The organism is Kineococcus halophytocola (genome assembly GCF_041276425.1).
Lineage (GTDB): Bacteria > Actinomycetota > Actinomycetes > Actinomycetales > Kineococcaceae > Kineococcus > Kineococcus halophytocola.
The window spans coordinates 1-23793 of sequence record NZ_JBGFTU010000030.1 but is presented as its reverse complement, the minus strand read 5'-3'; the positions used below and the strand labels follow the sequence as shown (position 1 = coordinate 23793).

General features: G+C 75.1%; 20 protein-coding genes and 1 pseudogene. 12 read left to right on the top strand and 9 right to left on the bottom strand.

Going from position 1 to position 23793, the window contains the following annotated elements:
* Positions 1-11 precede the first annotated feature (11 nt).
* Positions 12-2297, top strand: coding sequence for a maltose alpha-D-glucosyltransferase (gene treS / locus AB2L27_RS18960; protein WP_370443051.1), 2286 nt, complete (start codon positions 12-14; stop codon positions 2295-2297).
* A gap of 38 nt (positions 2298-2335) precedes the next feature.
* Complete coding sequence (locus AB2L27_RS18955; RefSeq protein WP_370443050.1) at positions 2336-2788, top strand: MarR family winged helix-turn-helix transcriptional regulator; 453 nt, start codon at positions 2336-2338, stop codon at positions 2786-2788.
* 30 nt (positions 2789-2818) lie between these two features.
* On the opposite strand, the gene AB2L27_RS18950 is transcribed toward AB2L27_RS18955, so the two are convergent.
* Both AB2L27_RS18950 and AB2L27_RS18945 read right to left on the bottom strand, forming a co-directional pair.
* Positions 2819-3667: an oxygenase MpaB family protein gene (locus tag AB2L27_RS18950; RefSeq protein WP_370443049.1), complete on the bottom strand. Its 849-nt coding sequence runs from the start codon at positions 3665-3667 to the stop codon at positions 2819-2821.
* Positions 3668-3773: 106 nt separating this feature from the next.
* Complete coding sequence (locus AB2L27_RS18945; protein WP_370443059.1) at positions 3774-3989, bottom strand: hypothetical protein; 216 nt, start codon at positions 3987-3989, stop codon at positions 3774-3776.
* Between the two features lie 198 nt (positions 3990-4187).
* Between AB2L27_RS18945 and AB2L27_RS18940 the strand changes: the two genes are divergently transcribed.
* Positions 4188-5735, top strand: a complete 1548-nt coding sequence (locus AB2L27_RS18940; protein WP_370443048.1) for a molybdopterin-dependent oxidoreductase — start codon at positions 4188-4190, stop codon at positions 5733-5735.
* A 112-nt stretch (positions 5736-5847) separates the two neighbouring features.
* A complete protein-coding gene (locus tag AB2L27_RS18935; protein WP_370443047.1) occupies positions 5848-6558 on the top strand; it encodes a fasciclin domain-containing protein in 711 nt (236 codons plus the stop codon).
* A gap of 202 nt (positions 6559-6760) precedes the next feature.
* On the opposite strand, the gene AB2L27_RS18930 is transcribed toward AB2L27_RS18935, so the two are convergent.
* The gene (locus tag AB2L27_RS18930) at positions 6761-8554 is read right to left on the bottom strand and encodes a family 20 glycosylhydrolase (protein WP_370443046.1); all 1794 of its coding nucleotides are present in this window, start codon (positions 8552-8554) and stop codon (positions 6761-6763) included.
* Between the two features lie 167 nt (positions 8555-8721).
* A complete protein-coding gene (locus AB2L27_RS18925; RefSeq protein ID WP_370443045.1) occupies positions 8722-9669 on the bottom strand; it encodes an LLM class flavin-dependent oxidoreductase in 948 nt (315 codons plus the stop codon).
* Positions 9670-9709: 40 nt separating this feature from the next.
* Here AB2L27_RS18925 and AB2L27_RS18920 point away from each other — a divergent pair, with 40 nt between their 5' ends.
* Together AB2L27_RS18920 and AB2L27_RS18915 are read left to right on the top strand one after the other, a co-directional pair.
* Complete coding sequence (locus AB2L27_RS18920) at positions 9710-10384, top strand: energy-coupling factor ABC transporter ATP-binding protein (RefSeq protein ID WP_370443044.1); 675 nt, start codon at positions 9710-9712, stop codon at positions 10382-10384.
* The gene (locus AB2L27_RS18915; RefSeq protein WP_370443043.1) at positions 10381-11025 is read left to right on the top strand and encodes a CbiQ family ECF transporter T component; all 645 of its coding nucleotides are present in this window, start codon (positions 10381-10383) and stop codon (positions 11023-11025) included. Before AB2L27_RS18920 ends, AB2L27_RS18915 begins: the two co-directional genes overlap by 4 nt.
* A gap of 20 nt (positions 11026-11045) precedes the next feature.
* On the opposite strand, the gene AB2L27_RS18910 is transcribed toward AB2L27_RS18915, so the two are convergent.
* Complete coding sequence (locus AB2L27_RS18910) at positions 11046-12869, bottom strand: putative bifunctional diguanylate cyclase/phosphodiesterase (protein WP_370443042.1); 1824 nt, start codon at positions 12867-12869, stop codon at positions 11046-11048.
* A 196-nt stretch (positions 12870-13065) separates the two neighbouring features.
* Between AB2L27_RS18910 and AB2L27_RS18905 the strand changes: the two genes are divergently transcribed.
* Entirely contained in the window at positions 13066-13806 is a 741-nt protein-coding gene (locus AB2L27_RS18905; RefSeq protein WP_370443041.1) for a sugar phosphate isomerase/epimerase family protein, read from the top strand.
* Positions 13803-14900 (top strand): Gfo/Idh/MocA family protein, encoded by a 1098-nt coding sequence (locus AB2L27_RS18900; RefSeq protein ID WP_370443040.1) that lies wholly within the window; start codon positions 13803-13805, stop codon positions 14898-14900. Before AB2L27_RS18905 ends, AB2L27_RS18900 begins: the two co-directional genes overlap by 4 nt.
* A gap of 4 nt (positions 14901-14904) precedes the next feature.
* Here the strand turns inward: AB2L27_RS18900 and AB2L27_RS18895 are convergent, their stop codons facing one another.
* Both AB2L27_RS18895 and AB2L27_RS18890 read right to left on the bottom strand, forming a co-directional pair.
* A complete protein-coding gene (locus tag AB2L27_RS18895) occupies positions 14905-15561 on the bottom strand; it encodes a TetR/AcrR family transcriptional regulator (RefSeq protein ID WP_370443039.1) in 657 nt (218 codons plus the stop codon).
* A gap of 9 nt (positions 15562-15570) precedes the next feature.
* Positions 15571-16299, bottom strand: coding sequence for an HNH endonuclease family protein (locus AB2L27_RS18890; protein WP_370443038.1), 729 nt, complete (start codon positions 16297-16299; stop codon positions 15571-15573).
* Positions 16300-16430: 131 nt separating this feature from the next.
* On the opposite strand from AB2L27_RS18890, the gene AB2L27_RS18885 reads away from it, so the two are divergent.
* Complete coding sequence (locus AB2L27_RS18885) at positions 16431-18866, top strand: SpoIIE family protein phosphatase (RefSeq protein WP_370443037.1); 2436 nt, start codon at positions 16431-16433, stop codon at positions 18864-18866.
* A gap of 10 nt (positions 18867-18876) precedes the next feature.
* Here AB2L27_RS18885 and AB2L27_RS18880 read toward each other — a convergent pair whose 3' ends face one another.
* Together AB2L27_RS18880 and AB2L27_RS18875 are read right to left on the bottom strand one after the other, a co-directional pair.
* Positions 18877-19497: a TetR/AcrR family transcriptional regulator gene (locus tag AB2L27_RS18880; RefSeq protein WP_370443036.1), complete on the bottom strand. Its 621-nt coding sequence runs from the start codon at positions 19495-19497 to the stop codon at positions 18877-18879.
* 44 nt (positions 19498-19541) lie between these two features.
* Complete coding sequence (locus AB2L27_RS18875; RefSeq protein WP_370443035.1) at positions 19542-20558, bottom strand: agmatine deiminase family protein; 1017 nt, start codon at positions 20556-20558, stop codon at positions 19542-19544.
* A gap of 106 nt (positions 20559-20664) precedes the next feature.
* Here AB2L27_RS18875 and ureA point away from each other — a divergent pair, with 106 nt between their 5' ends.
* The 3 genes and pseudogenes from ureA to AB2L27_RS18860 form a co-directional block, all read left to right on the top strand.
* Positions 20665-21393 (top strand): urease subunit gamma, encoded by a 729-nt coding sequence (ureA, locus tag AB2L27_RS18870; protein WP_370443034.1) that lies wholly within the window; start codon positions 20665-20667, stop codon positions 21391-21393.
* A gap of 2 nt (positions 21394-21395) precedes the next feature.
* The gene (locus tag AB2L27_RS18865; RefSeq protein WP_370443058.1) at positions 21396-23066 is read left to right on the top strand and encodes an urease subunit alpha; all 1671 of its coding nucleotides are present in this window, start codon (positions 21396-21398) and stop codon (positions 23064-23066) included.
* Positions 23067-23273: 207 nt separating this feature from the next.
* Positions 23274-23793: pseudogene (locus AB2L27_RS18860) on the top strand (phosphoenolpyruvate carboxykinase (GTP)); the annotation flags it as partial.

The following is a 23793-nucleotide window of genomic DNA, read 5'->3' as shown; positions in this document are numbered from 1 at the left end:
GGGTGAGGCCCGTGGACGACGACACCGCCATCGACACCGAGATCGCCGAGGTCGAACCGGTCGAGCACGAGCCGAGCGAGATCACCTACGACGAGCAGCGCTACCCCGCCCGCCCGCGGTCGCTGCGCCGTCCCCGCCCGCAGGCGCGTCTGCGCGGCACGGACGCGCCGCCGCGGCCCCAGGCCGGGGAGGGGGCCGCCGACGGCTCCAACGCCGAGTACGTGCAGTGGCTGCTCGTCCAGTCGATGCTCGCCGACGCCGAGAAGATCAGCCGGCAGTTCTCCGGCAAGGCCAGCATGTGGCAGAACCCCTACGCCAAACCCGACCCGCGCCGGGCCGTCGACTCGGCCGCCGTGTGGTTCACCGCGTACCCCATCTCGCTGGTCACCCGCCCCGACCGGTCCTTCCTGGGCTCCCTCGGCGACCCCGACCTGTGGCAGGCCTTCCAGCGCATCGGGATCGACGCGGTGCACACCGGCCCCGTGAAGGCCGCCGGCGGGCTCGACGGCTGGCGCCAGACGCCCAGCGTCGACGGCCACTTCGACCGCATCTCGACCGAGATCGACCCGATGTTCGGGACCGAGGGGGAGTTCCGCCACCTGTGCGAGGTGGCGGCCGACCACGACGGCAGCGTCATCGACGACATCGTCCCCGGGCACACCGGCAAGGGCGCGGACTTCCGCCTCGCCGAGATGGCCTACGAGGACTACCCCGGGATCTACCACATGGTCGAGATCCCCCCCGAGCACTGGGACCTGCTGCCCGACGTCGCGCCGGGCCACGACGCCGCCAACCTCGACGCCGCGTCCGAGGCGGCCCTGTCCGAGCTGGGTTTCATCATCGGCCAGCTGCAGCGCGTCATCTTCTACGCCCCCGGCATCAAGGAGACGAACTGGTCGGCGACCCGCGAGGTCGTCGGCGTCGACGGCGAGACCCGGCGCTGGGTCTACCTGCACTACTTCAAGCAGGGCCAGCCGTCGGTCAACTGGCTCGACCCCTCCTTCGCCGGCATGAAGCTCGTCATCGGGGACGCCCTGCACTCCCTGGGCGACCTGGGCACCAGCGCGTTGCGCCTGGACGCCAACGGTTTCCTGGGGGTGGAGAAGAGCGTCGAGGGTCCGGCGTGGTCGGAGGGCCACCCGTTGTCCGAGGCCGCCAACCACCTCATCGCCGGGATGGTGCGCAAGGTCGGGGGTTTCACGTTCCAGGAGCTGAACCTCACGATCGAGGACATCCGCGACACCTCCGAGGTCGGCGCGGACCTGTCCTACGACTTCATCACCCGGCCCGGGTGCCAACACGCCGTCGCGACCGGGGACACCGAGTTCCTGCGGTTGTGCCTGAGGCAGGCCCTGGACCTGGGGGTCGACCCGGCCTCGCTCGTGCACGCCTTGCAGAACCACGACGAGCTGACCTACGAACTCGTCCACTGGGCCACGCGGCACAGCGAGGACGAGTACGACTACCGCGGGAGCACCATCACCGGCGGCGCGCTGGCCGAGTCGGTCCGCGCCGACCTCGTCGAACGCCTCACCGGGGAGAACGGGCCCTACAACCTCGTCTTCACCACGAACGGGATCGCCTGCACGAGCGCCAGCGTCATCGCGGCCAGCCGCGGGCACCGGGACCTGGACGCCCTCACCGAGGACGACGTGGAGCAGATCAAGCGGGCCCACCTGCTCATGGCGATGTTCAACGCCTGGCAGCCGGGCGTGTTCGCCCTCTCGGGCTGGGACCTGCTGGGGATGCTGCCGCTGTCGGTCGAGAGCGTGAAACCGCTGCTGACCTCCGGGGACACGCGGTGGATCGAGCGGGCCGGGCACGACCTCATGGGGGTCGCCCCCGAGGCCACGATCACCGCCTCCGGCATCCCGGTGGGACGGTCGCTGTACGGGTCCATCCCCGAGCAGCTGCAGGACGAGAACTCGTTCGCGAACAAGCTGCAGCAGGTCCTGGCGGTGCGGCGGGACAACCGCATCGCCACCGCCCGCCAGATCGACATCCCGCCGGTCGCCCACCCCAGCATGCTCGTGATGGTCCACGAGCTGGACCCGGCCGACCACGACGGCCGCGCCGCGCTGCAGGTGACGGTGCTGAACTTCGGGTCCGAGACGATCGAGGGGTCGGTCCGTTCGGAGCACTTCACCCCGCGGGTGCCCGTGACGGACCTGTCCAACGGTGGGGAGATCGGCTGGGTCGACGACCTCAAGAGCTTCGGCGTCTGGCTCAAGCCCTACGCCGGGCTGTCCCTGCTGCTGCGGGAGAACGAACCCGAGGAGGAGATCCGGCGCTCGTAGCGGACGGGCGGCCCGGCCCGGGCGCGTAGCCTGCTCCCGTGACGTCCGAGGACCCGCTGGCGCTGGAACGGCAGGTCTGCTTCGCCCTGGTCGTGGCCGCCCGCACCGTGCTGTCGGTCTACCGGCCCGTCCTGGAACCACTGGGTCTGACGCACCCGCAGTACCTCGTCATGCTCGCGTTGTGGGGGAGCGAGCCGCTGTCGGTCAAGGACCTGTCCGAGGCGCTGCGCCTGGACCCGCCGACGTTGTCGCCGCTGCTGAAGCGGCTGGAGGCGCAGGGGTTGCTGGAACGCCGGCGCCCGCCGCAGGACCAGCGCACCCTGGCCGTCACCCTCACTGCGCGGGGCCGGGAACTGCGCGAGCAGGCGCTGGAGGTGCCCGGCCGGGTCGTGGACCGCCTGGGTCTGGACGTGGGTGAGCTGGAACGGTTGCGGGACGGGCTGACGCAGGTCATCGAGGCGGCGGCCGAACCCCAGCCAGGCCGCGGGTGACCCGTTCGCGCACCGGGTGCCCCGGATCGCTCAGGGCCGGACGCCCTCGGCCGACAGCCACGGCGGGGGTGGGGCCAGGCCCAGGCGGTGGCGGGCGGCGTGCTCGGACGGGCTGTACGGCCCCAGGGCCAGCCGCAGCGCCCGCAGCGACGAGCGCGCGACGGCCAGCTCTCCCTGGTGCACGGGGGAGGCGGTGGCCCGGGCCCGCCCGGGCACACCGGCCAGGTCGGCCAGGGCGGGGGACAGCACGAGGGCCCCGGCCCTGGCGATGCGGCCGTAGACCAGGCGCTCGGTGCCCGCCAGCCCCGCGGGACGGGCCAGGAACGTGCGCAGGTCGGCCGGAACCGGGGTCAGCCCCGGTCGTTGCTCGGCCAGCGCCTCGGCGAGCCCGCTCCGGGACATCGGCAGGTCCTGCGCGCCCAGGGCGTGGGCGCTGCGGGCCCAGTCGGCGACGTACGCATCGCCCCAGCGCGGCCCGAAGCGGGGACGCAGGTCCTGCCCGCAGAGGTCCTGGGCGGCCAGGAAGGCGTCGGTGAAGGCCAGGTGCACCCAGCGCAGCAGCGCGGGGTCGGAGGCGGCGTAGGGCCGGCCGTCGGGGGCGCGACCGCGCACCCGTTCGTGCATGCCCCGGACGCGGGTGGCCTCCCGCTCGGCCAGCTCGCCGGACCCGAAGGTCGTCACCACGAGCCAGCGGGCGGTGCCGGCCAGTCGGGCCCAGGGGTCGGTGCGGTAGGTGGAGTGGCGCTGGACCCCGGCCAGGGCCAGGGGGTGGGTGCCCTGCCCCAGCAGGGCCGCCACCCCGCCGACGAGGGTCGACAGGTCGCCGTGGACCCGCCAGACCACGCCGCCGGGGTCGAACCACCCGGGCCCGGTCCCCACCGTGGCGATGGACCGCACCCAGTCCGGCGCCCCGCTCGGATCGCCCGAGACGCGGCGACGGAACCGGGCGCGGACGCCGCCGGAGGTGCGCAGCCCGGGGCCCGTCCTACTTCTCGTAGCTGCGCAGGGCGTTGCCCACGCCGAAGAACGTGGGCGCCCAGTGGCCGACGAAGATGCCCCAGCGGTCGGCGCGGTCGACACCGGCGTCCTCGGCCTTGCGGGAGATGGTCCAGGCCAGGAAGGACAGCCCGATGCTGGCGAAGCCGGCGGTGTAGGCCCACTCGGACTTGATCCCGGCGTCGTGCAGCGACTTGATCACGATGGTCTCCTCGGGTCGTTCGGTGCTCGTCGGGTGACTCCTGCATCTGACCGCGCCTGGCCGGGGCCCGCCACCGGAGACGGGTCGGGACCGGGACGGGGCGCAGACGGGCCCGGGACGCAGACGGATCGGATTGTGACCTGAACCACGCATCCACCCCGCCCCCCTGCTCCGAAGTGAGGGGGAGAGGAGGTGGAGAACGTGCACCGACGTACGACGCAGGACCGGCCCGGGACCGCCCGCTGGCCCTGGGGCGCGCTGTCCGGGCTGCTGTCCGGGGGGCTGACCCTCGGCGTGGGGTCCCTGCTCGCCGCGTTCCTCGTCCGCTCCTCCGACCCCGTCCTCGGGGTCGGGCAGGAGTTCATCGCCCGGACCCCGGAGTGGCTCAAGGAGTGGGCCATCCGGCAGTTCGGGCAGTCCGACAAGGCCGTCCTGCTGGCCAGCCTGTACGCCACCCTGGTCGTGTTCTTCGTGGTGCTCGGGCTGTTGGCCCGCCGGCACCTGCGCCCGGCCCTCGTCGGCGTCGTCGTCCTGGGGGCCGCGGCCGTGGGGGCGACCGGCGACCGCCCGGACGCCACCGCGCTCAGCTGGCTGCCCTCGGCCGTCGGGACGGTGGCCGGGGGCGCGGCCCTGGTGCTGTGCACGCGGGCCGCGCGCCGGGGCGCACGGCGCGAGGGGACCGGGCCGTTGTCGCGGCGCTCGGTCGTCCTGGGCGGGGTCGCGGCCGTGGCCGCGGGCAGCGCGGGTGCGGGGGCGGCGGTGACCGCCTCGCGGTCGGTGGCGCAGGCCCGTTCGCGCATCGCCCTGCCCCGGCCGGCCTCCCCGGCCGCGGCGCTGCCCCCGGGGGTGGACGCGGTCGAGGGGATCACGCCGTACGTGACGAGCGCGAAGGACTTCTACCGGGTCGACACGGCGCTGTCCGTGCCGCAGGTGGACGTCTCGTCGTGGTCGCTGCGCATCCACGGCATGGTCGAGCGGGAGGTGACGGTCACCTTCGACGACCTGCTGGCCGAGGACCTCGTCGAACGCTGGATGACGATGACCTGCGTCTCCAACGAGGTCGGGGGCAACCTCGTCGGGAACGCGCGGTGGCTGGGGGTCCCCCTGACCCGGTTGCTGGAACGGGCCGGGGTCGCCCCGGACGCCGACATGCTGCTGTCGCGGTCGGTCGACGGGTTCACGGTCTCCACGCCGGTCGCGGACGCGACCGACGGACGGGACTCGATGATCGCCGTCGGCATGAACTCCGAACCCCTGACGGACGTGCACGGGTTCCCCGCCCGCATGGTCGTCCCCGGGCTCTACGGCTACGTCTCGGCCTGCAAGTGGATCACCGAGATCGAGGTCACGAGGTTCGACCGGCAGACGGCCTACTGGACCGACCGGGGCTGGGCGGAGCAGGCCCCGATCAAGACGGCGGTGCGCATCGACGTCCCGGCTTCGTTCGCCCGGGTGCGTTCCGGGGCAACGGTTCCCGTCGCCGGGGTGGCCTGGGCCCAGACCCGGGGGATCTCACGGGTCGAGGTGTCGGTCGACTCCGGCCCGTGGCAGGAGGCGGAACTCCTGCCCTCGGTCGGGGAGAACACCTGGGTCCAGTGGACCCTCGGCCTGGACGACCTGGGACCGGGGAACCACACCCTGCGCGCCCGGGCGACGGACGGGACGGGGGCGGTGCAGACGGAGACCGTCGCCAAACCCATCCCGGACGGTTCCTCCGGGTGGCCGAGCAAGTTGTTCACGATCGTCTAGAACTCTGGTGACGTTTCTGCAACGCCTGCTCCACGAGGCGGTCCCCGGGATGCGGGGAGCAGAGAACCCACCAACCATGGAAGAACCGCACGAGAAACTGAGGAGAAACACCATGTCCACCCTGACCAACACCTCCACCGGCAAGCGCGCGTTCTCCCTCGTGGCCCTGGCCGGGGCCCTGACGCTCGCCGTGGCTGGCTGCGGCGGGGACGACACCGGGTCGACCTCCACCCCGGAGATGACCACGTCGTCCTCCTCCTCCAGCTCGATGAGCCCCAGCCCGAGCGACAGCATGACCGCCTCGGGTGCGGCCGACACCACGCCCGTGGGTCCCGGCTGCGCGGACTACGCCGCCCAGGTGCCCAGCGGTGCCGGCTCCGTGGAGGGCATGGCCCAGGACAACGTCACCACGGCCGCCTCCAACAACCCCCTCCTGACGCAGCTCACCGCGGCCGTCTCCGGTCAGCTCAACCCGCAGGTGAACCTGGTCGACACGCTGAACAGCGGTGAGTTCACGGTCTTCGCCCCGGTCGACTCCGCGTTCCAGGCGCTGCCGGCGGACACCCTGCAGACCCTGCAGACGCCCGAGGGTGCGCAGACCCTGACCGACGTCCTGACCTACCACGTGGTGCAGGGCCGGATGACGCCGCAGGAGCTGGTCGACATGGGCACCGTCCCGACCGTCCAGGGCGGCGACGTCGAGGTCGCCGGGACGCCCGACGCCCTGACCGTCAACGGGTCGACGAACGTCATCTGCGGCAACGTGCAGACGTCGAACGCGACGGTGTACCTCGTCGACTCGGTCCTGATGCCCCCGGCCTGATCGCCGTCGTGACCGTCCCCGTCGCGGCACCGATCGCCGCGACGGGACGGTCCGCGGGCAGCAGGACGAGCCGTCCGGCCACCCCGAGCCCGCGCAGGAACGAGGACCCCTCGGCCTGCCGGTCCAGCGCACGCCCCACGGCGTGCAGGACCGGCAGGCCGTTCGTCGTCGCGGCCCCGCGACCGCGACCGGCTCGCCCCGGTCAGGCCGTGGCCCGCAGGAGCGCGTGCCGCAGGGGGTCGAAGGCCGCCAGGCTGTCGGGCAGGCCCCCGGGCCGGGCCCGCAGCGCCCAGCAGGCCCGCTGCTCCCGCAGCAGGCCGTCCAGCTCGGTGAGCAGCCGGGGGGCGCGCTCGGGGTCGAACGCGCCGTCGTCCCCGCGCGCCTGGAAGACGCGGACGGCGAATTCGGCCAGGTGCAGCGCCTGGGTCACCTCCCGGACGACGACGTCGCCGTCGGCGCACGCGGGTTCGGCCGCGCGCAGGTCCTGCAGGCAGGAGAGCAGTTCGGCCCGCGCCGCCTCCAGGGCCCGCGGAGCGGGCACGGCCCACGGCCGCAGCTGGTCCGGTTCGCGCAGCACCAGGCACAGCGGGGAGGCGTTGAGCAGCGGGGCGCCGAGCAGTGCGCAGACCTCCCCCGCCCGCACGAGCACGCTCCCGGCCACGCGGTGCGGGTCCTGCAGCAGCGCCTCGGACAGGACGGCCGCCACGTCCACGTCGCGGTTGTCCGCCAGCGACCAGGACACGGCGCCGCCGAACAGGACGGGGCCGAAGGCGACCGACGGCGGGTCCCAGTGCCCGTGGTCGCCCCAGGAGGTCGTGAGGTAGCCCTGCGCGGAGTTCGCCAGCCCGACCTCGGCCGCGTCGACCAGGTTGCCGACGGCGTTGTCCCACCGCCCCAGCAGCGAGTTCCAGTTGCTCGCCCCCGGCGCCACCCAGAACGGCACCCCGGCCTCCAGCAGCAGCCGGGCGCGGTCGCGGAACCCCTCGCGCAGGGCGGTGACGTCGACCCCCAGCGACTCCCACTCCCGGACCTGGCCGGAGGAGGGGGCGTCCAGGACCTCGGCCAGGAGCTGGGGGGAGTCGTACTGCCAGACCACCGGGACCGCCCCGGCCGGGACGCGGTCCATCAGCTCGGGGTGGTCGCCGAAGACGTCGGCCCAGAACTCGACCGCGTACCCCCGGTCCAGCCAGGGCTTCAGGACGCTGCGCACGTACTCCCAGTAGACCGTCCCCAGGCCGACCTCCCGGGCCCGTTCGGCGGTCTTGCCGGTGCCGAGCTCGAAGGGCTCGTCGGCCCCGATGTTCAGGCGGCGCGTGCGGAAGTTCGGCACCACGTCCTCGAGCAGGCCGGTGACGAAGGCCGCGTTCTCCGGCGTGGGTTCCAGCGTGCTCGGGGGGCGGTGCACCCCGCGCAGGGAGAAACCGTCCTCGTTCTCCGCGCGCCGGGCGTGGCGGGGTGTGGACAGGAAGCGTTCCATGTGCCCGAGGGTGTTCTGGTTGCACACCAGGTCGATCCCGCGGGAGGCGCAGAGCGCGTCGAGCCAGCGCAGGTCCTCGGCCGTGAGCGGTGAGGCGTCCTGCCAGACCTCCTGCTCGCCGCGGAACGCGTAGGTGTGCTCGGTGTAGAGCTCGAAGGTGTTGATGCGGGCCAGGGTCATGACGTCGACCCACCGCGCGAGCGTGCGGCGGGTCGGGACGCGGTCGCGGCTGACGTCGAGCATGAACCCGCGCACGGGGAAGTCGGGGTGGTCGCTCACGTCGTAGGACGTGGTGCAGAACCCCGGGTCGGCGCGCAACTGGTCCAGCGTGGCGAGGGCGTGGCGCAGACCCGCCGCGTCGGCGTGGGTCACCGTCGTCCCCTCGGGGGAGGTCTGCAGGCGGTACCCCTGCGCCGGGGTCGCGGGGTCCAGCCGGACGTGCAGCGGCGCGTCCGCCGCGGGCCCGGCACCGGTCGTGCTCGTCATCGACTTGGGGCGGGGGAACGGGGTCACGGGCACGAGGAGTTCTCCTGGTTCGTGGGGTCCGGGGAGTCTAGGGAGTGCCGCGACGCCGAGGAACCCTCCGGCGGAACCCGTGACCGCGCCGGGGCGCGCGGTGCCCCCGGGACGTGCCGGACGCCCGGACTCGGACCCGCTCGTCCGGGTGCCCGTGGTGGAGGTCCCCCTCAGGGGCCGAGCACGTCGGCGAGGGAGTCGAGGGCGGCCAGCCGGTCGGCGCCGGTGGGCAGCAGCACGACCTCGTCGAGGCCGGCCGCGCGCAGCGCGCCGATGAGGGCGCGCACCCGGTCGGCCGGACCGGCCAGCGTCAGGTCGTCCACCCACTCCCCGGGCAGCAGCCGGACGAACTCCTCGTCGTCCGGGGTCCGCTCGCGCAGCGCGCGCAGCTCGGCGGCGTAGGGGGACGACGCGGTGTGCGCGGCGGCGTCGGGGGTGCCGGCCCAGGAGAGCCCGGGCCGCACCGCCTCCCGGGCGCGGTCGGCGTCCTCGTCCACCGCCGTGAGCGCGTACCCGAGGAGCCGGTGCTGCGGGCCGGCGCCGATCTGCCCGCGCGCCGCCCGCGCGTACCCGGGGGTCACGGGTTCGGCCAGCAGCGTGCCGTCGGCGAGGCGGCCCGCCAGCGCCAGCGACCTCGGCCCGCGCACGCCGGCCACGACGAGCGGGGGCGTGGCCGGGGGAGCCTCGAGCCGGACGCCGTCGAGGTGGACGTGCTCGCCCTGCAGCGTCACGGTCTCCCCGTGCAGGAGGCGGCGCACGGCCCCGACGTGCTCGGCGAGGGACGTCAGGGGGCTGCGGGCCCACGCCCCGGCCCGGCGCATCCAGCCCGGCACGCCGTGGCCGAGGCCCAGGGTGAACCGGCCGGGGAACTGCTCGGCCAGCGTCGCGGCCTCCATGGCGGTGAAGGCGGGGTTGCGGGCGGCGGCGGGGGCGATGCCGAGCCCGACGTGGAGGCGCCCGGTGACGGCCAGCACGGCAGCGGCCTGGGCGAAGCCGCCGCGGAACCCCAGGTCCTCGACGACCCACAGGCTCCCGGCGCCGAGGGCGTCGGCGCGCCGGGCGAAGGGCAGGACGTCGGCGGCGGGCAGGTCGCGCGGCAGGACGACTCCGGTGCTCACCGCGAGCACGCTACATTCCGGGGGTGAGGGGCGGACCGCGGTGATCCACCTCGACGGTGCCCGGGTCGACGCCCCGGACCGGGTGGTCCTGCACCCGCTGCACCTGCGCCTGACCGAGCCGTTCACGGTCCTGGTGGGCCCCAACGGGTCCGGGAAGTCCACGCTGCTGCGCCTGCTCGACGGGCTCGTGCTGCCCTCGGCCGGTCGCGTCCTGGTCGACGGGCTCGACCCCGAGCGCGACCTGCGGGCCCTGCGCCGCCGGGTGGGTTTCGTCTTCACCGACCCCGACGCCCAGCTCGTCATGCCGACCGCCGTGGAGGACGTCGCGCTGTCGTTGCGCCGCACCGGCGTCCGCGACCGCGACCGGCACGCCCGCGACCTGCTGGCCGAGGCGGGGCTGGGGGAGCTGGCCGACCGGTCGGTGCGGGACGTCTCCTCGGGGCAGCGGCAGCTGCTGGCGCTGGTGACCGTGCTGGCCACGCGCCCGGCGGTGGTGCTGGCCGACGAGCCCACGACCCTGCTGGACCTGCGCACCGGCCGCCGCGTCGGGGACGTCCTGCGCGATCCCCCCGACCACGTGGGGCAGGTCGTCGTGGCCACGCACGACCTGGACCTGGCCGTGCGGGCCGACCGCGCGCTGTGGATCTCCGAGGGGCGGGTGCGCGCCGACGGCCCGGCCCCCGACGTCGTCGCCGCCTACCGGGCGTGGGCGTGAGGCGCGGGCTCACCGGGCCGCTCCCGCTGCTGGGCACCGCCGAACCGGGCACGTCGGTGCTGCACCGGGCCACCCCCGGCGCGAAGCTGCTCGCCCTCGTCGTGGTCGGCACGCTCGTCGGGCTCGTCCGCTCGCTGGCCGCGGCGCCGGCGGCGACGGCGGTGCTGGCGGTCCTGCTGGCCGGGTGCGTCGTCCTGGCCCGGGGCTGCCGCCTGCGCCGGGGGCTGCTGCGGGGGCAGGTGCGGCGCACGTGGTGGGTGCTCGTGGCGCTCGTGGTCGTCCAGACCTGGCTGCAGGGGCCGTGGGCGGCGGCCACGGTCACCGGCGGCCTGCTCGCCTGCCTGTGGTCGGCCACCCTCGTCACCGCGACGACCCCGGTCCCGGAGCTGCTGGAGACCGTCGTGCGCGCGCTGGGGCCGGCGCGGCGCCTGGGCGTGGACCCCGAGCGGGCCGGGCTGGCGTTCTCCCTGACGCTGACCAGCGTTCCGGTGGTGGGCCGGCTGCTGGCGGAGTCGCGCGAGGCCGCCGCCGCGCGCGGCCTGGGGGCCAGCCCCCGGGCCCTGCTGGTGCCCACCGTCGTGCGGGCCGTCGCCCACGCCGAGCAGGTGGGGGAGGCGCTGGCCGCGCGCGGTCTGGACTGAGGCCCGCCGGGCGTCCGGGGTCAGCAGAACCGGACGTCGAGCTCCTCGGCGGTGGCCGGTGCGCCGCAGTGGTAGCCCTGCAGGTAGTCGCAGCCGGCGGCCAGCAGGGTCGCGGCCTGCCCCGCGCTCTCCACCCCCTCGGCCACGACGTGCAGGTCGAGCCCGGCCGCGACCGTCACCACGGCGTCGAGCAGGGCGCGCCGGCGGGCGTCGTCGGCGATCCCGGCGACGAGGGACTTGTCCACCTTGGCCATGCGCACCGGCAGGTCCACCAGCCGGGCCAGGGAGGAGTAGCCCGTCCCGAAGTCGTCGATGGACAGCGGGTGCCCCCGCCGTTGCAGGTCGTGCAGGCCCGGCAGGACGAGCGGGTCGATGAAGCTGCTCTCCAGGACCTCCAGGCCCAGGTCGGCCGGGACCAGCCCGTGCCGGTGCAGGGCGTCGTGCAGGACGTGGCCGAGGTCGGGGTCGGCCAGTTCCCGGGCGCTGACGTTGACGTAGACGGTCCGCGGGGCGGCGGGGCCGTAGCGGGAGCGCCACCGGGCCAGGTGGGCGCAGGCCTGCTCCACGACCCAGTGCCCGAAGGCCACCACCATCCCGGAGTGCTCGGCGAGGTCGACGAACTCCGCCGCCGGCAGCAGCCCGCGGGTGGGGTGCTCCCAGCGCAGCAGCGCCTCCACGGCGCAGATGGTGCCCGCGGCGTCGGTGATCGGCTGGTGGTGCAGCCGCAGCCGGCCCTCCGGCAGCGCCCGGGCGAGCTGGCGTTCCAGGTCGCGCAGCGAACCCGAGGACGGCGGCGGGTTCCGGGTGGGGTGCTTGACCCGGTACATGGCGCCGTCGGCCTCGGCCAGCAGTTCCTCGGCGGTGCTGTCCGGGGTGCTGTGGGCCACGCCCGTGCTGGCTGAGACGACCACGTCGACGTCGCCCAGGCGCACCGGGCGCCCCAGGGCGCAGCGCAACCGGGTCAGCACGGCGGCCACGTCGCGCCGCCGGCCGTCGGCGTCGGTCGCGGGCAGATCGTCGCACACGACGACGAACTCGTCGCCGGACAACCGGGCCAGGGTGTCCCCGTCCCGCAGCTCGGCCCCCATCCGGGCGGCGACGGTGGCCAGGACCCGGTCGCCGGCCGCGTGGCCGAAGGTGTCGTTGACGGCCTTGAACCGGTCCAGGTCGACGAACAGCACGGCCACGGCGCGCCCGCGGCGCCGCGCCACGGACAGGGCGTGGGCCAGGCGGTCGAACAGCAGCACCCGGTTGGGCAGCCCGGTCAGCGCGTCGTGGGTGCTGGCGTGGCGCAGGTCCTCCCGCGCCCGGCGCGCGGCGTCGCGGTCGGCGGCCAGCGCGAGGTAGGACGAGGCGAGGTGGGCCAGGACGCGCACCCAGTGCAGCTCGCTCTCCCGCCACGTCCCCGGGGTCCGGCGGTACAGGTCCAGCACGCCCCACAGCTGACCGCCGCACAGCAGGGGCGCGGCGACCACCGAGGCCCAGCCCGCCGCCAGGGCCGTCTCGACGTAGGCCGGCCACGCGGTCTGGACGGGGTCGCGCAGGTCGTCGACGACCACCTCGACGCCGAAGAGGGCGGCGTCCTGGCACGGGCCCTCGGCCAGCTGCTGCTGCAGGGCCTCGGGCGCGCCCGTGCCCTCGTCGCTGACGTGGACCAGGCGCAGGCCCTCCGGGGCGGCGGCCACCACCCCCGCGCCGTCGACGTCGAGGTGGGCCACGGCCACCTCGACCAGGCGGCGCAGGAGGTCGTCGGCGGCGACGTCGGCCGCGGCCGTGTCGGCCAGGCCGGCGACGGCGGCGAGCAGGGAGGTGGTGCGCCGGTCGGGAGGTCCGGTCGTGTCCACGGCCGCTCCTGTCGGGACGGTGCTGCCGCCCGGGTTGGACGTGCGGACCCGGTGTGCGGGCTCGGGGCAACGTAGCGCGGAACGGGACGGGGAGCCCACCCGGTGAATACCTTCCACTGGAAGGTTCCCGTGTAGCATCGGTGGCGGCCGGCGCCGGCCGCCGGCCACCCGTCCCCTGGAACGAAGGAGTCTGCAGGTGTCCCGGAAACCCTCCGTCCAGCTGTACTCGGTGCGCGAGGCCGTGCAGCAGGACCTGTCCGCCGCGGTGGCGCGCCTGGCCGAGCTCGGCCTGACGCAGGTGGAGCCGTACGGGTTCCACACCCGCGCCGCCGAGTTCAAGGCCGCCTTCGCGGCCGCCGGCGTCACCGCCCCCTCCGGGCACGCCCCGGTCATCGACGCCGAGAACCCCCGCGAGGTCTTCGAGGCCGCGAACACCCTCGGCATCACGACCGTCATCGACCCGTTCGTGCCGGCGCAGCGCTGGCAGAGCGCCGACGACGTCCGCCGGATCGCCGAGCGCGTCAACGAGCTGAGCACCCTGGCCCACGAGTACGTGCTGGACTTCGGCTACCACAACCACCACTGGGAGCTGCAGAACACCGTCGAGGGCCGCCCGGTCCTGGAGCTGTTCGCCGAGCGGCTCGACCCCGGGGTCGTCCTGGAGGTCGACACCTTCTGGGCCACCGTCGGCGGCGCCGACACCCCGGCCCTGCTGCGCTCCCTGGGCGAGCGGGTGAAGTTCCTGCACGTCAAGGACGGCGCCCGCAGCACCGACACCTCGCTGCAGCAGCCCGCCGGCCAGGGCGAGATCGACGTCCCCGCGATCCTCGCCGCGGCGCCGCAGGCCCTGCGCGTCATCGAGTTCGACGCCTACGCCGGCGACGTCTTCGAGGGCATCGCGCAATCCCTCGCGTGGCTGACGGAGAACGACGCGTGAGCCGCGTCGGGGTCGGCGTCATCGGCGCCGGGAACATCTCCACCCAGTACCTGCAGAACCTCACGCAGTTCGCCGACGTCGAGGTCCGGTTCGTCGCCGACCTCGCGCTGGACCGCGCCGCGGCCCAGGCCGAGGCGTTCGGCGTCCCCGCCTCGGGCGGCGTCGAGGAACTCCTCGCCCGCGACGACGTCGAGATCGTCGTCAACCTCACCGTCCCGGCCGTGCACGCCGAGGTCGGGCGGCAGGTCCTCGCGGCCGGCAAGCACGTCTGGAGCGAGAAACCCCTCGCCCTGGACGCCGAGTCCGGGCGGGCGCTGCTGGCCGACGCCGAACGGCTCGGCCTGCGCGTGGCCTGCGCGCCGGACACGGTCCTGGGCGCGGGCATCCAGAGCGCGCTGCGGGCCATCGCCCGCGGGGACATCGGTCAGCCGCTGAGCGCGACGACGATGTTCCACGTGCCGGGCCCGGAGGCGTGGCACCCGAACCCGGACTTCCTGTTCGCCCACGGCGCCGGGCCGCTGTTCGACATGGGCCCGTACTACGTGACGACCCTCGTCCACGCGTTCGGGTCGGCCAGCCGCGTGCAGGCCGTCGCCTCCCGGTCGGTCGCCACCCGCACCATCGCCTCCGGCCCGCGGGCGGGCCAGACGTTCCCCGTCGAGGTCCCCACCCACCACGCCGCGCTCATCGAGTTCGACGGCGGGCAGTCCGCGCAGTCGACGTTCTCCTTCCAGCACGCGCTGGCGCGCAACGGGTTCGTCGAGATCAACGGGACCGAGGGCACCATCGTGCTGCCGGACCCGAACACGTTCGAGGGCGACTCGACGCTGTGGCGCCTCGGGCAGTCCGAGCCGACGACGCTGCCCGCCACGGGGTCGACGTTCGGCCGGGGTTCCGGCGTCCTGGACCTGGCCCGGGCGATCCGCACCGGGGGCACCGAGCGCGCCTCCGGCGTGGTGGCCGCGCACGTCCTGGACGTCCTGCTCGCCGTGCGGGACGCGGCCGCGGGCGGTGCGGCCGTCGAGATCGCCTCCACCGTCGCCCCGGTGGAACCGCTGCCGCAGGAGTGGGACCCGAGCGCCGCGACGCTCTGAGCCCTCACCCGCCCCCCTCGTCGCCGGGTGCCCCGGCGGCGGGGGGCTCGGCGGGGGAGGGTTCCTGCGGCCGGCTGGGCAGCACCCGTTCCAGCAGTTCCAGCGACCGCCGCACGTCGACGCCGCCGGGGTCCAGGAGCCACTGCACCTGCAGCCCGTCGGAGGCGGCGACCACGAGCGCGGCCGCCTCGTGCGGGTCGACGTCGGCGGCGATGCGTCCCTCCCGCTGCCCCTGCACGACCGCCTGCGCCAGTTCCCCGCGCACCCGGGCGAACCGGGCCTGCACGAACTCCCGGGTCAGCGGGTGCTGCTCCTGCAACGCGTCGGCGGTCAGCGTGGCGTAGAGCTGCACGAGCCCGGGCACCACGCGGTTGCGGTCCGCCGACCGGGCCATCTGCGCCACCGGCCCGCCCGCCGCGGGGTCCTCGGGCCGGGAGTGGCGGCGTTCGTGCTCGCGGTAGGCCTCCACGAGGAGGGCGTCGCGGGAACTGAAGTAGTGCCGCAGCGCGGCGTGCGAAACCCCGATGACCTCGGCCACCGAGCGCAGCGAGGCCCCGTCGGCCCCGCGCCGGGTGAACAGGTCGATGGCGTGGTCCAGGATCTGCCGCCGGCGCTCGATCCCCTTGCGGTACGCGCCCGGTCGACCGGTCCCCTCAGCCACCGGGCCATGCTAGGACCCGGGACCCGCCGGCGACGGTTCGTCCGGGCACGTCGCGAGCACCCGGGTGACGGCCTCCTTCTCGGCCGGGGTCACCCACAGCCCGTACACCGCCTTCACCGCCACCTGCCGGGCCACGTACCGGCAGCGGAACCCCGTCTGCGGCGGCAACCACGTCGCCGCGTCCCCGTCCCCCTTGGCCGCGTTGAGGGGACCGTCGACCGCGAGCAGTTCCAGCGGGTCGTTGGCGAAGGCGGTCCGCCGCTGCGCGCTCCACTGCTGCGCACCGGTCTGCCAGGCGTTGGACAACGCGACGACGTGGTCGATCTGCACCGCGTCGCTGGTGCCGCGGCCGCGCACGAACGCGATGCGCTCCCCGCCGTAGGGGTCCTCCAGCGCACCGCTCACCACGACGCACCCGTCGGTCCCGGGCCGGAACCGCACGTCCTGCAGGTCGCGGGCCAGGACGTCGTCGCGGGTCCCGCAGCCGTTGCGGTCGGTGTCGACCCAGCCGTCGCCGAACCGCTCGCGCGCGTAGCCGGTGCGCGGGGCCCGGCCCTTGACCTCCAGCGTCTGCAGCTGGGCCAGCGCCGTCCCCTCGGCCCCCTCGGCCCCCTCCGGCCCGTCGGACCCGCCGCCGACCACCGCGAGCGCCACGACGAGGGCCACGACGAGCAGGGAGGCGAGCAGCAGGACGAGCGGCAGGGCGGGCGGGCGCGAGCGGCCCCGGACGGTCGGCACCCCGCCGATGCTGCCGCACGCGCGGTTCGCACGGCCCCCGCCGGGCCGGGCGTGTCACACTCGGGGACGCTGGACGAGCCGGCGACCGTCTCGACCACGTTCCCCGTCCGGTCGCCCGAGGAGCACACACGATGGACCGGCTCGCCGAACTGGCCGCCCGGCTGCTGGTGGCGCCGGCCGCGCAGGTGAGGTTGCTCCCGGACGCGCAGACGGTCGCCGCCGTCGGCCCGCCCGCCCCGCTCGCCGAGGCCCTGGGCACCCTGACCGCCGCCTCCGTCGAGCCGCTCGTCGTCGCCGACACCCGCACCGACCCCCGCGTCCTCGCCCTGCCGCCCGGCAGCGGCGCGGCCGGTGGTGGGGCCGAGGGGGTCGGCGCCTACCTGGGCGTCCCCCTGCGGGGCCAGGACGGTCACGTGGTGGGGGCCCTGGGCGTCCACGGCCCCGACCCGCGCCGGTGGGCGGACTCCGACGTCTCCCTGCTCACCGCGCTGGCGGCCTCCGTGGTCACCGAGCTGGAGCTGTCGGCGCTGGCCGCCGACCTCGACGCGGCCCGGGTGCGCTGGCAGCTGGCCGCCAGCGCCGGCGGGGTCGGCACGTTCGACTGGGACCTCGACAGCGGCAGCCTGACGTGGGACGAGACCCTGCTGGAGATGTTCGGCTACGCCGCCGGCGACTTCGGGCGCACCATCGAGGCCTTCGACGCCCGCCTGCACCCCGACGACCGGGCCCGGGTGGGCCGGGCCCTGCAGGAGTCGATCGCGGCGGTCGGCCCCTACGAGGCGGAGTACCGCGTCGTGCGGCCCGACGGCAGCACGCGCTGGGTCCGGGCCCGCGGGCAGACCCTGGCCGACGAGACCGGCCGCGCCGTGCGCGTCCTGGGCGCGGCCTTCGACACGACCGCCGCGCGCGACGAGGACGCCCGGATCGGGCGCGTCCTGGAGTCGATGTCGTCGGCGTTCTTCTCCCTGGACCGGGAGTTCCGCTTCACCTACGTCAACGCCGAGGCCGAGCGCGTCCTGGGGCGCTCGCGCGCGGAGCTGCTGGGCGGGGACGTGTGGGAGCTGTTCCCCGAGGCGGTGGGCTCGGAGTTCGAGAGCCGCTACCGCGCGGTGGCCGCCATGGGCGTGCCGGCGACGTTCGAGGCGCACTACCCCGCCCCGCTGGACGCCTGGTACGAGGTGCGGGCCTGGCCGGACCCGGACGGGCTGTCGGTCTCCTTCCTCGACGTCACCGAGCGGGCCGCGGCCGCCGAGCGGTCCCGGCTCATGGTGCGCGTCAGCGAGGACCTGTCCTCCACGCTGGACGTGGAGGAGGCCTACGCCCGGCTGGCCCAGCACCTCGTGCCGGCGCTGGCCGACTGGTGCCTGGTGACGCTCGTCGACGAGGGCGGGACGCTGCGCGACCTGGGGTGCCAGCACGCCGACCCGGCCCGGCGCGGGCTCGTGGAGCAGTACCGCGAGGCCCGCCTGCAGGCCCTGTCCTCGACCTCCTACCTGTTCCAGGTGTGGCGCACGGGGCAGCCCACCGGGGTGGCCTCCGGGGCGACCGGGGTCATCGCCGGTCAGCTGGCCCCGGGCGCCCCGGCGCGGGACCTGCTGCAGCGGCTGGCCCCGGAGGCGTTCGAGTGCCTGCCCGTGCGCGCCCGCGGCCGGACCGTCGGGCTGATCAGCCTGTTCCACGACCGGGCCGCCGACCGGCTCTCCGGCCAGGACCTCCTGCTGGCCGCGGAGGTGGGGGACCGGGCCGGGCTGGCCCTGGACAACGCGCGGCTGTACTCCCAGCAGCACCGGGTCGCCGAGGGGTTGCAGCGCAGCATCCTCACCCCGCCCGTGCAGCCGGACCACGTGCAGGTCGCGGTGCGGTACCGGCCCGCGGCCCGCGCCGCGCGCGTCGGGGGCGACTGGTACGACGCGTTCCTGACCCCGGACGGGGCCACGGTGCTGGTCATCGGCGACGTCATGGGCCACGACATCGACGCCGCGGCCGCGATGAGCCAGGTGCGCTCGCTGCTGCGGGGCATCGCCTACAGCACGGGGCGTTCCCCGGCGCTGGTGCTGTCCGGTCTGGACGCCGCCATGCAGGGGCTGGACGTGGGGACGACCGCGACGGCCGTCGTGGCGCGCCTGGAGGACGTCGGGGGGCGCACGCACGTGCGCTGGTCCAACGCCGGTCACCTCGACCCGCTCGTGGTGACCCCCGACGGTGCGGTCCGGACCCTGGACTCCGGGCAGGCCGAGCTGCTGCTCGGCATCGACCCCGCGGCCGGGCGCAGCGACCACGTCGCCGTCCTGGACCGCGGGTGCACGGTGCTGGCTTTCACCGACGGGCTCATCGAACGCCGCGACGCGGCCCTGGAGGACCGGCTGGGGCTGCTGCGCGGAGTCGTGGCCGACCTCGCCGCCGAGCCGCTGGAGGACCTGCTCGACGGGGTCCTGGGCCGGCTCGTGCCCGGTGGGCACGAGGACGACGTGGCGCTGCTGGCCTTCCGCCTGCACCCCCTCGACGGTGACCGGCCGGCCGAGGCCGGTCCGCAGCGCCTGCCCCGGGGGCTGCCCCCGGTGCGCTGATCAGGACTGATCAGGGCTGGTCGCGCAGGAGTTCCAGGCCGGTCAGCAAGCTCTCCAGGCCGAGCTGGAACGCCCGCCGGGACCGGTCGCCCGGTTGCGCCCGCGTCGCGCGGATCGCGCGCGAGAGCGGGGAGTCGGGCCGGCCGGGGTCGGCCCAGACCTCCGCGGGCGCCCCGGCGTCCAGGGCGGAGCCGAGGACGAAGTCGTCCAGCACCGTGACGGCGTGCAGGAGGTCCCCGTCGCCGAACCCGGCGTCGTGCAGGACCTGCGCGAGCGCCTCGTAGGCGGCCAGGACCGCCGGGTGGGTGACGGTCTGCGCCGTCAGGAGCGGGACGGCGGCGGGGTGGGCGGCGAAGGCCTCGCGGTACTGCCGGGCCCAGCGCCGGGTGAAGTCCCGCCAGTCCTCACCCGGCCGGACCTCGCTCGGCATGCCCTCCCCGGCGAGCAGCCCGCGCAACCCCTCCACGAGTTCCCCGCGGCCGCCCTTGAAGTGGTGGTACAGCGAGGAGGTGCTGACGCCGAGCCGGCGGGCGAGCGCGGGCAGGCCCAGTTCCCCGGTCGCGTCGAGCTGGTCCAGCGCGGCGTGCAGGACCAGCTCGCGGGACAGGAGCGGGGTGCTGGGGCGGGCCACGGTTCTCCGGTGGTTCGGGTGGTTCGGGGGTGGGTCGGGTGGGGTCAGGCCGGTTGCTGCTGGGTGATGCAGTGGATGCCCCCGCCGAAGGCGAACACGTCCCGGGCGTCGACCGCGACGACGCTGCGCCCGGGGTGGGCCCGGGCCAGGACGGCGCGGGCGGCCTCGTCGCGCGGGTCGTCGAAGGCGCAGGCCACGACGACGGAGTTCGCGACGTAGTGGTTGACGTAGGAGAAGTCGACGAGGTCGCCGTCGACCTCGGCCGTCTCGGGGGCGAGCAGTTCCACGACGTCGAGGCGTTCGCCGCGCGCGTCGGTCGCCGACCGCAGGACGTCCAGCACCTCCCGGCTGACCTCGTGGTCGGGGTGGCCGGGATCGGGCTGGGTGTGCACCACGACGCGGCCCGAACTCGTGAACGCGGCGACGATGTCGACGTGCCCGCGGGTCCCGAACTCGCCGTAGTCCGCGGTCAGCCCGCGCGGCAGCCAGATCGCCGTCGTCGTGCCGAGCTGGCGGTGCACCTCGGCCTCGACGCGCTCGCGGGTCCAGCCGGGGTTGCGGGCCGGATCGAGCTGCACGGTGTCGGTGAGCAGCACCGTCCCCTTCCCGTCGACGTGGAACGCACCGCCCTCCTGGGTGAGGTCGGAGGCGCTGACGGGGGTCCCGGTGAGGTCGGCGACGGCCCTGGCCACGCGGGCGTCGTCCTCCCAGCGGGCCCAGGACTGCGCACCCCAGCCGTTGAACCGCCAGTCCACCGCGACCGGGGAACCGCCCTCGCGCGCGAAGGTCGGGCCGGAGTCGCGCAGCCACGCGTCGTCGAGCGCGACCTCGGCCAGCTCGACGCGCGCGTCCAGGAGCTCGCGCGCGGCGCCGGTGTCCCCGGGGTCCACCAGGACCGTCACGGGTTCGTGGGCCGCGACGGTGTTCGCGACCGCGGCCCAGGCGCGACGGGCCCGTTCCAGGTCGGGGCCACCGTCCTCCCCGAACGTCGGGTTGGAGGTGGGGAACGCCATCCAGGTGCGCTGGTGCGGCGCCCACTCGGCGGGCATCGAGCGGTTCATGCGGACCTCCGGTCGCGTCGGTGCCGGGAAGGTTAACCGAAACCGTGTCGGTTGTGGGGCCCTCCGCGCAGGTGGGTCCGGTCCACCGCGGGCTACTCTCCGCGCCATGCGCCTGACACCGAGCGAGCGGGACCGGCTCCTGGTCTTCACCGTGGCCGAACTGGCCCGTGCCCGCCGGGCGCGCGGGCTGCGGCTCAACGTGCCCGAGGCCACGGCCGTCGTCGCCGACACGGTGTGCGAGGCCGCCCGCGACGGTGCGCGCCTGGCCGAGGCGATGGCCGCCGGCCGCGCCGTCCTCGGGGTCGAGGACGTCCTGCCCGGGGTGCCCGACGTCGTCGGTCAGGTCGAGGTCGAGGCGGTCTTCGACGACGGCACCCGCCTCGTGGTCGTCACCGACCCCTTCGGCGGCGGGTCCCTCGGCGACGACGCCCCCGGTGCCGTCCTGCCGGGGCCGCAGCCGCCGCCGGAGTTCCCCGACGTCGTCACCCTCGCGGTGACGAACACCTCCAGCGTGCCGATCAGCGTGACGTCGCACTTCCACTTCTTCGAGGTCAACCCCCGGCTGGCGTTCGACCGGGCCGCCGCCTACGGCCGGCGCGCCGCCGTCGACGCCGGCGGCACGGTCCGGTGGGACCCGGGCCAGACGCACGACGTGGACCTCACCCCGATCGGCGGCGCCCGCGTCGCCATCGGTTTCGCCGGCCTCGTCGACGGGCCGCTGGACGCGCCCGGAGCGTTCGAGCAGGCGGTGGAACGGGCCCGCGCCTGCGGGTACCTCGACGCCGCCGACGACGCCGCCGACGACGCCACCGACGACGCGGAGGAGGACCGGTGAGCCTGTCCGGCAGGGACTACGCCGCCACCTACGGGCCCCGGGCCGGGGACCGGATCCGGTTGGGCGACACCGGGTTGGTGATCCAGGTCGAGCACGACGCGCAGGCGCCGGGGGAGGAGTTCCTCGCCGGTTTCGGCAAGACCGCGCGCGACGGCCTGCACCTGAAGGCCGCCCGGGTCCGGGACACGTGCGACGTCGTCGTCTCCAACGTCGTCGTCCTCGACGCCGTGCAGGGGATCCGCAAGGTGTCCATCGGCATCCGCGAGGGACGGATCTGCGGGATCGGGCGGGCCGGGAACCCCGACACCCTGCACGACGTCGACGTCGTCGTGGGGACGGGCACGACCATCGTCTCCGGGGAGGGGCTCATCGCCACCGCCGGTGCCGTCGACACCCACGTGCACCTGCTGTCCCCCCGGGTCATGGAGGCCTCGCTCGCCTCCGGGGTCACGACGATCATCGGGCAGGAGTTCGGCCCGGTCTGGGGCGTCGGCGTGAACTCCCCGTGGGCGCTGCGGCACGCGTTCAACGCGTTCGACGCCTGGCCCGTGAACATCGGGTTCCTCGGCCGCGGCTCGGCCAGCGACCCGGGCTCCTCCGTCGAGGCCCTCGTGGAGGGCGGCGCGTGCGGGTTCAAGGTCCACGAGGACATGGGGGCGCACGCTCGCGCCCTGGACACCGCGCTCACCGTGGCCGAGGAGCACGACGTCCAGGTCGCGCTGCACACCGACGGCATCAACGAGGCGCTGTCGGTGGAGGACACCCTGGCCGTCCTCGGGGGCCGGACCGTGCACGCCTTCCACATCGAGGGCTGCGGCGGGGGTCACGTCCCGAACGTGCTGCGGATGGCGGGGGAGGCCAACGTCATCGGGTCCTCCACGAACCCGACCCTGCCGTTCGGGCGCGACGCCGTGGCCGAGCACTACCACATGATCATCGCCGCGCACGGGCTCAAGGAGGACCTGCCCGGGGACGCGGCCCTGGCCCGCGACCGCATCCGGGCCGGGACGATGGGGGCCGAGGACGTGCTGCACGACCTCGGGATCATCCCCATCACCTCCTCCGACGCCCAGGGCATGGGCCGGGCGGGGGAGACCGTCCGGCGCACGTTCGCGATGGCCGGGAAGATGAAGGCCGAACTCGGCGCCGAGAACCCCGCGCACGACAACGAGCGGGCGCTGCGCTACGTCGCCAAGCTCACGGTCAACCCGGCCATCGCGCACGGGTTGTCCCACGAGGTGGGCACCCTGGAGGTCGGCAAGCTCGCCGACGTCGTGTTGTGGCGCCCGGAGTGGTTCGGGGCCAAACCCGACCTCGTCCTCAAGGCCGGTTTCCCGGCGTGGGGCGTGACCGGGGACCCGAACGCGGCCATCGACCGCGCCCAGCCCCTCGTCTACGGGCCGCAGTTCGGCGGGCACGGCGCCACCGCCGCGGACCTGTCGGTGGCCTTCACCTCCCGGGCCGCCGCCGCGGACGGCAACGACGCCATGGCGACGCGCCGGCGCCGCGTCGGGGTGCGGGGGACCCGCGGCATCGGCCTGGGCGACATGGTGCGCAACGCGCGGCTGGCGCAGGTGCGGGTCGCCCCCACCGGCCTGGTGACGGTGGACGGCGACCCCGTGACGTCCGAACCCGCCGAGGCGGTGAGCCTGAGCCGGCTCTACCACCTCTAGCTGTACGTCTAGCGCTGCCACCACACCCGCCACCACCTCACCCGCCACCGGAAGTGGCTCCGGCCGGCGGTGCGGGGGCGGGGTGGGTCGGCGCGATTGCACCAGCGGTGAAGAACGACGGATCTTCCGGCGACCAGGATCTTCTGGGGTGCTCACGCTTCCCGGATCGTGGGGTTCGACGACACCGACGATCCCGGGAGACGAGCCTTGACGACCCAGTTGGACACCACCGCCACCACCGGTCCCGCCCCGGCACCGGACGTCGCCCCCGACGTCGCCCCCGACGTCCAGGCCTGGGTGCAGGAGGTCGCGCGGCTGACGCGACCGGACGCGGTGGTGTGGTGCGACGGGTCCCAGGAGGAGCACGACCGGCTGACCGCGCAGATGGTGCAGACCGGGACGTTGATCCCGTTGAACCCCGACCTGCGCCCGGGCTCGTTCCTGGCCCGGTCCGCGCCCACGGACGTGGCCCGGGTGGAATCGCGCACGTTCATCGCCTCCCACCGCCGCCAGGACGCCGGTCCGACGAACAACTGGCGTGAGCCGACGGCGTTGCGCGAGGAACTGGACGGGGTGTTCGCCGGGTCCATGCGCGGGCGCACGATGTACGTGGTGCCGTTCTCGATGGGCCCGGTCGCTGGGCCGATCTCCCAGCTGGGGGTGCAGGTCACCGACTCCCCCTACGCGGTGGTCTCGATGCGGATCATGACCCGGATGGGGGCGCAGG

Excerpts from the sequence above, each read along its gene's own strand:
- AB2L27_RS18885 (WP_370443037.1), top strand. The coding sequence starts at position 16,431 with ATGGACCGGCTCGCCGAACTGGCCGCCCGGCTGCTGGTGGCGCCGGCC.
- AB2L27_RS18935 (WP_370443047.1), top strand. The coding sequence starts at position 5,848 with ATGTCCACCCTGACCAACACCTCCACCGGCAAGCGCGCGTTCTCCCTC.
- ureA (WP_370443034.1), top strand. The coding sequence starts at position 20,665 with ATGCGCCTGACACCGAGCGAGCGGGACCGGCTCCTGGTCTTCACCGTG.
- AB2L27_RS18875 (WP_370443035.1), bottom strand. The coding sequence starts at position 20,558 with ATGAACCGCTCGATGCCCGCCGAGTGGGCGCCGCACCAGCGCACCTGG.